General features: G+C 57.8%; 15 protein-coding genes. 10 read left to right on the forward strand and 5 right to left on the reverse strand.

The features are described from left to right. Nucleotides 1-112: 112 nt before the first annotated feature. Nucleotides 113-334, forward strand: coding sequence for a hypothetical protein (locus tag ABHF33_RS08160; RefSeq protein ID WP_348946500.1), 222 nt, complete (start codon nucleotides 113-115; stop codon nucleotides 332-334). 116 nt (nucleotides 335-450) lie between these two features. Here the strand turns inward: ABHF33_RS08160 and ABHF33_RS08165 are convergent, their stop codons facing one another. Beyond that, nucleotides 451-672, reverse strand: a complete 222-nt coding sequence (locus tag ABHF33_RS08165; protein ID WP_157314895.1) for a DUF2061 domain-containing protein — start codon at nucleotides 670-672, stop codon at nucleotides 451-453. A 302-nt stretch (nucleotides 673-974) separates the two neighbouring features. On the opposite strand from ABHF33_RS08165, the gene ABHF33_RS08170 reads away from it, so the two are divergent. Together ABHF33_RS08170 and ABHF33_RS08175 are read left to right on the forward strand one after the other, a co-directional pair. Beyond that, the gene (locus ABHF33_RS08170) at nucleotides 975-1,454 is read left to right on the forward strand and encodes a universal stress protein (protein WP_348946501.1); all 480 of its coding nucleotides are present in this window, start codon (nucleotides 975-977) and stop codon (nucleotides 1,452-1,454) included. A gap of 379 nt (nucleotides 1,455-1,833) precedes the next feature. After that, on the forward strand, nucleotides 1,834-3,471 hold the full coding sequence (locus ABHF33_RS08175) for a methyl-accepting chemotaxis protein (RefSeq protein WP_348946502.1): 1,638 nt from the start codon (nucleotides 1,834-1,836) through the stop codon (nucleotides 3,469-3,471). Between the two features lie 17 nt (nucleotides 3,472-3,488). Here ABHF33_RS08175 and ABHF33_RS08180 read toward each other — a convergent pair whose 3' ends face one another. Both ABHF33_RS08180 and ABHF33_RS08185 read right to left on the reverse strand, forming a co-directional pair. Then, complete coding sequence (locus ABHF33_RS08180) at nucleotides 3,489-3,878, reverse strand: VOC family protein (protein WP_348946503.1); 390 nt, start codon at nucleotides 3,876-3,878, stop codon at nucleotides 3,489-3,491. A 65-nt stretch (nucleotides 3,879-3,943) separates the two neighbouring features. Beyond that, a complete protein-coding gene (locus tag ABHF33_RS08185) occupies nucleotides 3,944-5,089 on the reverse strand; it encodes a pyridoxal-phosphate-dependent aminotransferase family protein (RefSeq protein WP_348946504.1) in 1,146 nt (381 codons plus the stop codon). Nucleotides 5,090-5,250: 161 nt separating this feature from the next. On the opposite strand from ABHF33_RS08185, the gene ABHF33_RS08190 reads away from it, so the two are divergent. Together ABHF33_RS08190 and ABHF33_RS08195 are read left to right on the forward strand one after the other, a co-directional pair. After that, nucleotides 5,251-5,757, forward strand: a complete 507-nt coding sequence (locus ABHF33_RS08190; RefSeq protein ID WP_348946505.1) for an alpha/beta hydrolase family protein — start codon at nucleotides 5,251-5,253, stop codon at nucleotides 5,755-5,757. Beyond that, entirely contained in the window at nucleotides 5,754-6,293 is a 540-nt protein-coding gene (locus ABHF33_RS08195; protein WP_348946506.1) for a hypothetical protein, read from the forward strand. Before ABHF33_RS08190 ends, ABHF33_RS08195 begins: the two co-directional genes overlap by 4 nt. Nucleotides 6,294-6,399: 106 nt before the next feature. On the opposite strand, the gene ABHF33_RS08200 is transcribed toward ABHF33_RS08195, so the two are convergent. Next, on the reverse strand, nucleotides 6,400-6,594 hold the full coding sequence (locus ABHF33_RS08200; protein ID WP_348946507.1) for a hypothetical protein: 195 nt from the start codon (nucleotides 6,592-6,594) through the stop codon (nucleotides 6,400-6,402). An 11-nt stretch (nucleotides 6,595-6,605) separates the two neighbouring features. Then, the gene (locus ABHF33_RS08205; RefSeq protein ID WP_348946508.1) at nucleotides 6,606-7,373 is read right to left on the reverse strand and encodes a sporulation protein; all 768 of its coding nucleotides are present in this window, start codon (nucleotides 7,371-7,373) and stop codon (nucleotides 6,606-6,608) included. Between the two features lie 201 nt (nucleotides 7,374-7,574). Between ABHF33_RS08205 and ABHF33_RS08210 the strand changes: the two genes are divergently transcribed. The 5 genes from ABHF33_RS08210 to ABHF33_RS08230 all read left to right on the forward strand — a co-directional run bounded on the left by ABHF33_RS08210 (nucleotide 7,575) and on the right by ABHF33_RS08230 (nucleotide 12,569). After that, nucleotides 7,575-7,814 carry a sulfurtransferase TusA family protein gene (locus ABHF33_RS08210; RefSeq protein WP_348946509.1) on the forward strand — a complete coding sequence of 80 codons (240 nt, stop codon included), beginning with the start codon at nucleotides 7,575-7,577 and terminating at the stop codon, nucleotides 7,812-7,814. A 1-nt stretch (nucleotide 7,815) separates the two neighbouring features. After that, nucleotides 7,816-8,865 carry a dihydroorotase gene (pyrC, locus tag ABHF33_RS08215; protein WP_348946510.1) on the forward strand — a complete coding sequence of 350 codons (1,050 nt, stop codon included), beginning with the start codon at nucleotides 7,816-7,818 and terminating at the stop codon, nucleotides 8,863-8,865. Between the two features lie 488 nt (nucleotides 8,866-9,353). Continuing rightward, nucleotides 9,354-9,851 (forward strand): hypothetical protein, encoded by a 498-nt coding sequence (locus ABHF33_RS08220; protein WP_348946511.1) that lies wholly within the window; start codon nucleotides 9,354-9,356, stop codon nucleotides 9,849-9,851. A gap of 97 nt (nucleotides 9,852-9,948) precedes the next feature. Continuing rightward, nucleotides 9,949-10,701 (forward strand): SDR family NAD(P)-dependent oxidoreductase, encoded by a 753-nt coding sequence (locus ABHF33_RS08225; RefSeq protein ID WP_348946512.1) that lies wholly within the window; start codon nucleotides 9,949-9,951, stop codon nucleotides 10,699-10,701. Nucleotides 10,702-10,979: 278 nt separating this feature from the next. Continuing rightward, complete coding sequence (locus tag ABHF33_RS08230; RefSeq protein WP_348946513.1) at nucleotides 10,980-12,569, forward strand: cryptochrome/deoxyribodipyrimidine photo-lyase family protein; 1,590 nt, start codon at nucleotides 10,980-10,982, stop codon at nucleotides 12,567-12,569. The last annotated feature ends 143 nt before the right edge of the window (nucleotides 12,570-12,712 follow it).

Raw genomic sequence — 12,712 nt, forward strand, 5'->3', positions numbered from 1 at the left:
GATAACGATTTGCAATTGCATTTATATTTGAAAGCAGCTAGATTGAATCCATCATCACTCAATCGGCAGGCCCGTGGGCTAAAGCCTCCCAACACCGACAGGAAAGCAAGCCATGACGCATTCACCCCTTTGGGCTGGCGCACTCAGCCTGGTGCTGATCCACGCCGAAACCGGCTGTAATCACGCGGCACAACAGGCCGCCAGCCTGCTGGCCCATCTGGCCGAAGACGAGGCAATGGAATACGAAACCCGCGCCCTGTGCGAAAGAGCTAGCGAGCGCCTGCGCAACGCTGCCGAGCGCACCGCCATGCCTGCCATTGCGCGCAAAGCCTGATGATTACTGACCAAGGGTATAGGCATGCAGTAATTGCTGAAAAAAGCGTACAGGCATATACCCTAGCCCTGTGATGATCTGCATATGAATCACCTCTTGATGGACGCGTTTTGATCTCAGGCCAGCATGCCGGTTTCGTGAGTGGCATCGCTCTGCTGCGCAGCCTGTGCACCACGATAGGCATCCCACACTTTTTCATGGAAAAAATACGCCACGGTGTTGACCATGGGTTCGATCAGCGCCAAGGCACTGGCAATGCCAAAACTGCCGGTCAACACATAGGCAACGGTAAAGGCCACGGTGAAATGCACCACCGCAAAAGTAATCGTTTTAGTCATGATGAGCTCCTTGAGTGGCGGTCGCTTCGAGTTTTCACGCCAGCTAATTAGGCGGGGAAACGCTGGCCTCTGAATACATTGATCATCACAGGCTTGAACCGATAATAATCATTCTCATCAACAAGATAAAATTGATTGTATTCAGCGAATCAATAGACGTTCACTATCGAATCGCAAGCCCGATTCCCAGCACGCACCGTTCAAGCCTCTATCACGCCCGGCATGGCAGCACCAGTGCCGCGCAGACACTAGACTGAAGTATTCCCTCCAACTCAGCGCCGCAGGCCGGCAAGGAGTTCATCATGTATCAACATATACTTGTTCCGCTGGATCAGGGCGATACGGCAGCGGCGGCGTTCGAGCATGCGCTGGAAATGGCCGCGCTGTGCAATGCCCGCCTGTATCTGGTGCATGTCCTCGATATTGCGCCCGCCGTGATGGCGGCCGGGGCTTTGCCGGGGCTGGATTACCCGGGCTATGGCGTGGCGCGTGAAACGCAGGCGGCAGCCAGCCGCGAGTTTCTGCAAGCCTATGCCGCGCGTGCCAAAGCCTGCGATCTGGCCTGTGAAACCCGGCTGATCGAGCAATGGGGCGGCGATCCGGCGCGCACCCTGCTCAGCGCCGCCAGCGATTGCCACGCCGACCTGATCGTGATGGGCACGCATGGCTACTCGGGCTTTATTCACCTGATTTTTGGCAGCGTCGCCGAAAGCCTGCTGCACCACACCACCATCCCGGTGTTGCTGGTGCGCAAAAACGATGACGACGATGATGACGAGTAAATCAGCCGCATCAGCCGCTCTTGAATCGGCACTGCGCCCAGCCGACAAGAGCTACTGCCCGAATGGCTGGTCTGGCTGGCCGGCCTGATTGCTTGGGGCCTGATCTGGCCAGTGTGGCTACTGGCCGCCACAGCAGTTTTTGCCTGGTCTTGGCGTCGTCGTCACTAAAGGGTATATTGCTGCAGGCTAATTATTGCAACGCGCAGCAGCGCATACCGGCAATAGTATCTATCCTGTTCGGCTTGAGATGGCCGCAGGCAAGCCCACATCCACCCACAAACAACGGTGTAGCCGAGCAAGACGGCATCTCGATTGCATATACTTTCCGTACTTGATACTCTTGATTCAATATCAAGAAAGACAACTTGCGGAGCTGTCAATGCGCCTTTTTCACCGATTATCCCTGTTTACCCGCATTCTGCTCTGGCTGCTGGCGGTTCAGCTGCTGGCCATTCTGGTATTCAGTGTCAGCAGTTACTACGGCAAAATCGCCGATGTGCGCCACAGCATGGACGCTCGGCTGGTGGCCGCGGCCAATTCGGTGCCGTATATGCTCAGCACCGACTATATCAGCCGCGCCAGCCAGGCTGGCAGCATTGACGACAAAGAATACCGCGCACTGGTGCTGCGGCTGGGCGAATACTCGCGCCGCGTGGGTCTGGCTTACTGCTATGTGCTCACCGTACGCGACGGCAAAGTGTATTACTTGGGCGATGGCGCACCCGAAGCCGAAGTGGCCGCAGGCAGCTACGCCAAATATTTCGAGCAATACAGCGATGCCGACCCAGCGATTCTAACCGCCTGGCAAGGCAAGCAAACGCAATTTGCCGAATATCGCGATAAATACGGCGAATTCCGCTCGGTCTTTATGCCTATAACACAAGGCAATCAGCAATACCTGATCGGTGCTGACGTCACCACTGCGCAGGTCGCGCAAGCGCAACGCGACGAGCTGACCCACATCGTCGAGCTGGCCTTGCTGTGTCTGGCGCTGGGCAGCGTGCTGGCCTGGTTTGCCGCCCGGCAAATGGCGCGCCGTCTGCAAAGCTCGGCGCAGCGGATTGCGCAGATGGCTACCCAACGCGATTTGCGCCAGTCGCTACAGGAAGAGGGTGCAGATGAAATTGCCGCCATGATGAATCAGCTCAATCAGCTGCTGCAATTGCTGCGCGACACGCTGGCCAAAGCGGGCCATAGCGCCACCAGCAATGTGGTTGCCGCCAGCCAGTTTCATGGCCTCACCGAAAACATGAGCCGCAATCTGCAGCACAGCACCCAGCATCTTGAAGCGCTTAATCAGGACGTACAGGCCATTAGCCGCAGTGCGCAACATTCGGCCAATCTGGCCGGCGCAACGCGCGACCGCGTAATTCAGGCCGGCACCCGCCTGCAAAGCGCGGGCACCAGCTTTGGCAATATGTATGACGCGGTAAACCACAATGCCGGCGCAACGCAGAATCTGGCGCACGAGCTGGACCAGCTGGCGCAAGCCACCGGACAGATTACGCGCGTGCTCGATGCCATTGGCGCGATTTCGGATCAGATTAATTTGCTGGCGCTGAACGCGGCCATTGAAGCGGCGAGGGCAGGTGAAGCCGGGCGCGGCTTTGCCGTGGTGGCCGATGAAGTGCGCAAGCTGGCCGGGCAAACGCAGCTTTCCTTGCAGGATTCACGCACGGCGATTGCCCGCGTGGTCGACGGCATCAGCGTCACCGCCCGCGATATGAGCGGCATGTCCGAGCGCGCCAGCCAGCTGGTCACCACCGCCGATCAGGCCGTGAGCCAGATTCACGAGCTGGTCACCATGATGCACCAGACCGCAGGCGAAGCAGGCGAGGCAGTGAGCGAAGCCGAGCAGATCGAACAAGCCGTGCACCATATCGTCACCGAAGCGGCGCAAGCCAATCAGCAGCTGCACAGCACCGCGCAGCATTCGCAGCAGATTCACGCGATTGCCCGCCAGATTGGCGACGCCTCCAGCGATCTGCAGCGCCAGCTACAGCAATTCAATACCTGATCGTGCGGGCTGTGGCGCTAGACCATTGGCGTACACAGCTCCACCAGCGTGCCATCGGGGCAACGCAAATACGATACCGTTTGCCCCCAAGGCTTCTGGCCGGGTGCGGCCAGCTCGCTGGCACCGTACTCAAGCGCGAGCTGATGCGCCGCGTCGATGTCGGTGGTAACCAGCGCGATTTCTACGCCCAATGGCTGAGCGGACGCGTGGGCGGTGAGTACACCGCCCGCAAAATGGCTGCCAGCCAGATCCTGCTGGGCGAAAGCCAGCGTGGTCTCGCCGGTTGCCAGCTCTCCGTACTGGCCGGACTCATGCAAAAAGCGCAGGGAAAAGCCGAAAGCGCGCGAGAAAAATTCGAGTGACGCCGCAACGTCGGGCACATAAATAATCGTATAGCCAAATTTCACTTTATACCTCCACAGGTATTGCCCGCCAAGCTAATTCGAACAAGCTCTAGCAGGCAATACACCCATCAAGCCTTCAGCACATTCGTCAGCGCATTCATGAGCAGCGCCACATTCTCACGCCGTGCGCCGTAGCCCATCAAGCCGATCCGCCAGGCCTTACCCGCCAGCGCGCCCAGCCCGGCACCAATTTCCAGATTGTAGTCATTGAGCAGTTTGGCGCGCACGGCGGCATCATCGACGCCGGCGGGGATATGTACCGCATTCAGCTGCGGCAAGCGATATTCGGCATCCACAACAAATTGAATGCCGAGCTTTTCCAGCCCATCACGCAATAATTCATGCATTGCGGCGTGGCGCGCCCAGGCGTTTTCCAGGCCTTCGTTCGCCAATAGGCGTAATGATTCATGCAGCGCATACAGCGCATTCACTGGCGCAGTGTGGTGATAGCTGCGTTTCGCCCCTGTCGCATTCCCCCAGTAACCCATCACCAAGGTTTGATCGAGAAACCAACTTTGAATTGGTGTTTTGCGCGCTTTGAGTTTTTCCACTGCCGCCGGTGAAAACGACAGCGGCGACAAACCCGGTACGCAGGATAGACATTTCTGGCTGCCCGAATAAATCGCATCAATGCCCCATTCATCGACGCGCAGCTCAATGCCACCGAGCGAGGTGACTGCATCAACAATGGTCAAGCAGCCTGACTTTTTGGCCTGCGCACACAAAGCCTGCGCATCCGAGCGCGCGCCGGTGGAGGTTTCGGCGTGGACAAAAGCGAGAAACTTCGCGTCTGGATTGGCTTTGAGCGCTGCTTCAACGGCAGCTACGTCAACCGGCTTGCCCCATTCATTGTCAACCAGCACGGCCACTGCGCCGATGCGCTCAACGTTTTGTCGCATCCGTTCGCCAAATACGCCATTACGGCAGACGATGACTTTCTCGCCGGGCTCGACCAGATTCACAAAACACGCCTCCATCCCCGCTGAGCCGGGCGCAGACACTGCTAAGGTCATTTCATTGGTAGTCTGAAATGCATATTGCAATAGCGTTTTGACTTCATCCATCATGCCAACAAACAGCGGATCGAGATGGCCGAGCGTTGGCTTGGCGCCGGCGGCCAGTACCGATGGATACACATCGGATGGCCCCGGCCCCATCAAGGTGCGGCGTGGCGGATAGAAGGGGGCGATGCGAGGGGCGGCGATGGCTGGCATGATGCTCTCCTAGGTCGGGTGTGGCTTTATTATGGCTGTGCCTACGGCACTGGTCACGATTTTGCTGCGCTTGCACATCGAATCGGCGACATTTTGATTCAGCGGTCGATTGCCGCTGGTGACAAAGCTGATTAAGCTCGCAGCTCGATGAAGGGACTGAGATGAATAAAACAGGCTGGGTTTGGCAGCTGGCACAGTTGGCGATGGTGCTGCTTTTGACGGCGACACCGGTCTGGGCGGCGATGGGCGTGGTGCAACTGCCGGCGCAGCGTGGTGCGCCCGAGGTCACGGTGTTTTATCCGGCGGCGGGGCAAAATCAAACGCTGGAGCGCGCCGGTTTGCGCGTAGCAGCCTTGCCCGATGCGCCCGCATTGGCCGGTAATGGGCGCTTGATTGTGTTCTCGCACGGCTCGGGCAGTACGCCGTGGGCGTATGCCGATCTGGCGCAGCAGTTGGTGGCGGCGGGCTTTGTGGTGGTGGCACCCACGCACCCGTACGACCATCGCGGCAATAACGATCAGGCAGGCCCCGAGAGCTGGAAAACCCGCCCCGCAGAAGTGAGCCAAGCGATTGATGTGCTGGCGCGCACGCCCCGCTTTGCCAAGCAATTGCGGCTGGATCGGGTTGGGATGTATGGATTGTCGGTACCGGTGGCCACACCGCATTGACCTTGGCCGGTGGGCGCTGGTCGCCATCACGCTTGGTGGCGCATTGCCGTCAGCATATCGAGATTGATTTTAATGCTTGCGCAGGTTTGGTATTTGCCAAAACCGGTAGCTGGCTAGATCAAGTGAAAATCATCATCGTGCATGGGGTATTGCGCTGGCGCTTTAATGACCCGCAACACTACAGGCATCACGATCCACGGATTCGGGCGATTGTGGCCGGTATGCCATATGCCGCCGATTTTGATTTAAGCAGTTTGCAAACGCCACGCGTGCCGCTGGCCTTGATTACTGCGCGGCGCGATGTGTGGCTGCATCCGCAGTTTCATAGTGATCCGCTACTGAAGGTGTGCCGCAGCTGTGTGCGGTTGCATGATTTTCAGCATGGCGGGCATGGCGCGATGCTCTCACCGACGCGCTCGTATCGCGCGGGCTTATTGGCAGATTTGTTGGGTGATCCACCGCAATTTGACCGCCGTGAAACGGCCTTGGCGCATCAAAAAGTGGTGCAGTACTTCCAGCAGCAATTGCTGCCTTGATGGGTATATCGCTGTAGCTATTTATCAAAATGGCCTGTAGCGATATACCCGTCCCGGGCGTCTATTGACGCTGGGTTTACGGTCGTAAACCAAACGTCAAGCAAGCCTAATCAAACCAGCTTTTCTTTTTGTAGTACGGTTTTTTGCCGTACTGCTTTTTGTGGCCAAATGGAGAATGCCCATCGTGATATTGCTGGCCATAGCCACCAAAGTGAGAACCCGAATGGCCACCTTTTTTCTTCATCACCCATTTGAGCAATAGCTCAAGCGCGCTGTAGAACAGCTTGGATTTGATGCTCATGCGATTGATCCTTAGCCGATGATATTACGCAATTGGCTTTCCCAATCGACGCGTTGCCAGTCATGGCCCATAAACAGCGCGCGATAGCTGTCGCCACTAAAGCGGCGATCGACCTCAACCAAGACATGCACGCCTTCGGTGCGGGCGATGCAAGTGATTTCAACTTCTTGCACACGGCCAAAGCCGCCTTGGCTTGGGCGGAATTCAAATTCCTGATAGCAGCCAATCGAGCTGTAAATATCATTGGCCCGCACGGTGCCAACCTCAACGTCGGTGCTGACATGCGCATAGCCCAGATTACCCATCGCGGCGATCAGGCGTTGCATGGCCGGTAGCGGATGCACATCGAGAAAATCGCGATCTTTCGCATCCAGCGCCGACTCAATCGCTAGGTCGGTATGTACCCACACTGCAGCACGGACTTGGGGTTGGTAAGGATACCCCGGGGTAGATAGCGCGATGCCATTGTTGACTGGGGTTTCAAGCGGCAGTGTTAGTGAGAACGGCAGACGCTGTTCTTGGCCTGCTTTGGCCACCAAGCGGTTTGACGCGCGAAATTTACCAATCGGCTGCGCAACGCGGACTTCACTATCGCCTGCTTCCTGTTCGGCCTCGGCCATCAAGACCAGATCAACGTATTCGATATCCTGATCAACGCTGCCGCCTTTGATCAGCACGTGGCCACTGAGCGTGCCGCCGGGAAACACACTGGCATTATCCAAAACGGTATCGACCGTCGCGCCACCCACACCGACCGAAGCTAACAATTTTTTAAACATCTTGCTTAACTCATCACAGAAACAGGCCAAATGGCCGCAGAGCTTAAGATGGGGTTGCTCAGGAAAGGTTCAATGGCCAAGCGGCTAAGCGCCCCAAATGGCGGCGTTCGCCTCCGGCGCTGTGCGTGATTTGTGCGAAACAAGCGTTGACGGCCTTGGTACAATAGCGACTGTTTAATTGCCGCCGCCAGAGTCTGCCCGATGTCGACCCGTCCAGAACCCAACCTTGCTACCGATTTATCGGGGCTCAATTGCCCCTTGCCGATTTTGCGCACCAAAAAAGCACTCGCCGCGCTGGAAAGCGGGCAATTGCTGCAAGTGACGTGCACCGATCCGGCCACGCCGACTGATTTTGCGGCATTTTGTAAACAAACGGGCAACGAGCTGGTCGAACACTGGCAAGCCGACGCTAAATTTCTCTTTCTAATTCGGAAACGCTGACATGACCCAAACGATTACCATCGCTCGCCCTGATGATTGGCATTTACACCTGCGTGATGGCGCGGGTCTGGCCAGCGTATTGCCGCACACCGCGCGTGAATTTGGCCGCGCGATTGTGATGCCCAATTTAAAGCCGCCGGTCACCAATGCCAAACTGGCGGGCGAATATCGCGAGCGCATTTTGGCCGCGCTGCCAGCTGGGGTTTCGTTCCAGCCCTTGATGACGCTGTATCTCACCGACAATACCACCCCAGAGGATATTGTTGCCGCGAAAAACAGCGGTTTTGTCCACGGTGTGAAATTGTATCCAGCGGGTGCGACCACCAATTCGGATGCCGGCTGTACCGATGTGAATAAAGTGCTGCCGACGATCGCTAAAATGGCCGAAGTTGGCCTGCCATTTTTGGTACACGGCGAAGTGGTTGATGGCGAAATTGATATTTTTGATCGTGAAGCGGTGTTTATCGACCGGATTATGAAGCCATTATTGGTGAAATTCCCCGATCTTCGCGTGGTTTTCGAGCATATCACCACCAAAGATGCGGCTGAGTTTGTCGCCAGCGCAGGCCCGAATGTGGCCGCGACAGTGACGGCTCACCACTTACTAATGAACCGCAACGCCATGTTGGTCGGCGGCATTCGCCCACATCTGTACTGCCTGCCAATTCTGAAACGCGAAGTGCATCGCCAAGCCTTGGTGCGTGCAGTCACATCGAGCGACGTGGCCATTCGCAGCAAGTTTTTCCTCGGCACCGACAGCGCACCGCACGCCAAAGGCGCGAAAGAATCATCGTGCGGCTGTGCGGGGATGTACACCGCCCACGCCGCACTGCCGCTGTATGCCGAAGTGTTTGAAGCGGCCAACGCGCTCGACAAATTCGAAGCCTTCGCCAGCATCAACGGTCCGACTTTCTACGGCCTGCCCGTGAGCGAAGAAAAAGTGACCTTGGTGAAAGAGAGCTGGACAGTACCGGCCGAATACCAGTTTGGCGATAGCGTGGTGGTGCCGCTGCGCGCAGGCGAAACCGTCGCGTGGAAATTGCAGGATTAAGCGGGCAGGGCAATACGACGGTGTTGAGGGTTGGCTTGTGGCTGTTATTGCCTCTCCCCGATGTACTTGATGTGAGAAAAAGCTAGCGCAGCAATGAATCAAGCAGCTCAACACCTATCGAGCAGCCCGCTAGGAAATGGTGATGTTCTCAATACGTGTTGATCCGAGCTGCGCTGCTGGATCTGGGGCTTATAAGCCCCTGTCGCCCATCGCCGAGGGAGTGGAGCGAGACAAATGGCTTTATCGTTTGGCTCGCGACCGACCGAGGGTAGCCCGGAGGGCCGCAGGCGGGGGTCGCCTTCTCTTGCTTACTTCTCTTGGCGAAGCAAGAGAAGTAAGTCCCCGTCGCGGATTGCGACTGTAAAACATCGCGTCGAAGGCGCTAAAAACGATCAACACAAATTGAGAACATTGCCGGAAAAATCAGGGTATTACCCTGCAGAAAAACCCCAGATTAGCCTTCAAGCCAATACCCCCTAGGATAAATCATGATTATTCATCGCACGACCAGCAGCCCCGGCTGGTGGCTTTCTGGCGCAGTTCTGCTGGCGCTGGCCTGGTGGGGCAAACCACTGGTGCTGTCCGACCAGTTTGAAAACCATTTTTATGGCCTGTTCTACTACTCGATCCTGGCTGGCATGGCGCTATTCTGGGCTTTGCCAAGTGAGCAGCGCTTTGCCAATGGGATATTCGAGCGCCGAACCATGCTATTGGGCCTGATCACGCTGCGCACACTGAGCGCGCCAGCCAGCGCATTTAGCGAAATCCGCCTTGAGCAAGACCCGAATCTGTTTCGCAAAGACACCATCTGGCTGATGGTCTGCAGCCAAAAAGCCGACGATGAGCAGAGCGGGCAAGTCGAGCGCTTTGCCTTTGCCAACTGGCCCGCCACCGCCCGCAATCTGGCCACCGCCCAGGCCACCGCCGCCGCACTATCCCAAGCCAGCGGCCTGCCGGTGATCACCGCCGAAACCCGCGCCGAATAAATCACAGCTCCCCAAGCAGGCCACTCGACAAATACCAATCAGTAGCACAATATACCAATGGGTAACTATTCGCACTGCAAGGTATCGGGAGGTCTGTATGGCTCACACAGCTTGGATTACTGGCGCCAGTGGCGCTATGGGTAGCGCGCTGGCGCGGCGGCTTAGCCAGCAGGGCTGGCGGCTGGTGCTCACGGCGCGCGAAGAGGGCGCACTGCTGGCATTGGCCGATCAGCTACCCCAGCCCGCGCTGGTACTGCCTGCCGATCTCACGCTGGCAGGCGCTGCTGAGCAAACCATCCAGACCGCCATCCAGCTCGGGTTTATTCCAGATCGGCTGGCGCATTGCGTCGGCAGCACGCTGATCAAGCCGCTGCATTTAAGTAGCGCCAATGACGCACAGCAGGTGTTTGCCGCCAACTATTTCAGCGCCTTTTATACGCTAAAAGCCTTTATTGCCTTGCAACTGCGGCAAAAAAACCCCGCCAGTGCAGTATTGGTCGGCTCGCTGGTCGCCAGCGCCGGATTTCCCAACCACGAGATCATCGCCAGCGCCAAAGCCGCCGTCGCCAGCTTGGCGCAAACCAGCGCCGCCACCTATGCCGAGCGCGGCATACGGGTGAATGCGATCATGCCGGGGCTAACCCGTTCGGTACTGAGCGCACGCATGACTGGCACCGACGAAGCCTGCGAGCGCAACGCCAAGATGAATCCGATGGGGCTGATCGGCAGCGGCGACGACAGCGCAGCGCTGATCGCCTTTTTGCTCAGCGACGACGCCCGCTGGATCACCGGCCAGCAAATCGGCGTCGACGGCGGCCATGCGGTCTTGCATCCTTTGCCGAAGATCTAGGGTATTGGCTGATAGCCAAATAATATCAATGCATACAAAGCAATACCCACATCAACCTCGCAATATGTGATGGGGTGTTGATGTGGCCGACCATGGTGATTTAACGATGAAAAGCGGTATTCGTAGGGTGGATTAGGCGGTTTTATGCCGTAACCCACCGGGACGCAGTATTAATTAGAGTAGCGTCATGGTGGGTTACGGCCGAAAAGCCGGTGTCGCTTTTAGCAAGATAGTGGCGGGCTAACCCACCCTACGCGTGATCAACACAAAATCTGAACATGCCCATCAACACCCCCATCCATCTGGTCTGGTTTAAAAAAGACCTGCGCCTGCATGATCACTGGCCGCTGTGGCAAGCCAGCCAGCGGGGGCCGGTGTTGGCGCTGTATTGCATTGAGCCTAGCCAGCAAAGCCAGAGCGACTACAGCGCAGGGCATTGGGGGTTTGCGCGTGAATGTCTGCAAGAGCTGGCGCATGATCTGCAGCGCTGCGGGCTGCGGCTGTATCTGTTTCATGGCGAAATGCGCGATGCCTTGCAATGGCTGCACAGCCAGGTGCCGCTGGCCGGGCTGTATTCGCATGAAGAAACCGGCAATCTGGCCAGCTTTGCGCGTGATCGGGCGGTAGGCGATTGGTGTCGGCAGCAGGGCGTGCCGTGGCAGGAATGGCCGCAAAATGGCGTGGTACGTCGGCTGCGCAATCGCGACCACTGGCATGGCTACTGGAGCGAGCGCCTCGCTGCCGCCACAGCGCCCAAAGTCACCAGCGCCCAAGACGCTGCGCTGGCGCACTGGCCGCAGCCGACGATTGAACAAATCGATCAAATCCCGCTGCGGCTATGGGATAGCGACTTTGCCGCCCGCCAGCACGGTGGTCGGCGCGCCGCCGTGGCCACGCTGCAGGCGTTTTTATTCGAGCGTGGCGGGCAATATCGCGGCGGGATTTCCAGCCCGCTCAAAGCGGTGTCGGCCTGCTCGCGGCTATCGCCGTATTTGAGCTTTGGCTGCCTATCGCTGCGCGAAATTGTGCAAGCCACGCGGCGGCGCGTCGCGCAATTATCGCCCGAGCAAGCCGCCGAGCAGCGTTGGCGCACCTCGCTGCGCAGCTTTGAAAGCCGGCTGCACTGGCATTGCCATTTCATGCAAAAACTCGAAAGCGAGCCCGAGCTGGAAATCGCGCCACAGCACGCAGGCTACGCCGGGCTGCGCGAAGCCGACTTTAACCCCGCGCATTTTCAGGCTTGGGCCAATGGCGAAACCGGCTACCCGCTGATCGACGCCTGCATGGCCATGCTGCGCCACACCGGCTGGATCAATTTTCGCATGCGCGCCATGCTGGTCAGCTTTGCCAGCTACAACCTGTGGCTACACTGGCCGCAACCCGCCGCCCGGCTGGCGCGGCTGTTTCTCGACTACGAGCCGGGCATTCATTACCCGCAAGTGCAAATGCAATCGGGCGTTACCGGCATCAACACGCTGCGCATTTACAACCCGATCAAACAAGCCCAAGAACACGACCCACGCGGCGCATTTGTCCGCCACTGGCTACCGGCGCTGCGCCGCGTGCCCGACTGGTGCATCTTCGAGCCATGGCAAATGCCGCCGGCGATTCAATTAGAAGCCGGCTGCATCCTCGGCCGCGACTATCCGTGGCCGGTGGTCGAATGGCAAAGCTCGCTGCACGCCGCCAAGCAAAAAATCAGCGACTGGCGGCGCAGCCAGCCCCAACTGCGCGAGCAAGCCAAAGCCGTCTACCAAAAACACGGCAGCCGCAGCCCAGCCCGCCACGGCCAACGCCGCAGCACCAAACGCACCGCCCTGAGTCAAACCCAGCCGGATTTGTTTGGCGAGCTGGAGGCGGGGGAGTAATTCGGCAAGCAACTCAAAGGGTTTCGACCTAGAAAGCTTGCTAATACTTAACCTCAGACTGATACATAGCATGGTATTTATCAAAAGTAGGGTGCACTGAGCGCAGCGAATTGCACCGATGATCATGCTGGTATTGGCCCGCA

The organism is Chitinibacter sp. FCG-7, assembly GCF_040047665.1.
Classification (GTDB): Bacteria; Pseudomonadota; Gammaproteobacteria; order Burkholderiales; family Chitinibacteraceae; genus Chitinibacter; species Chitinibacter mangrovi.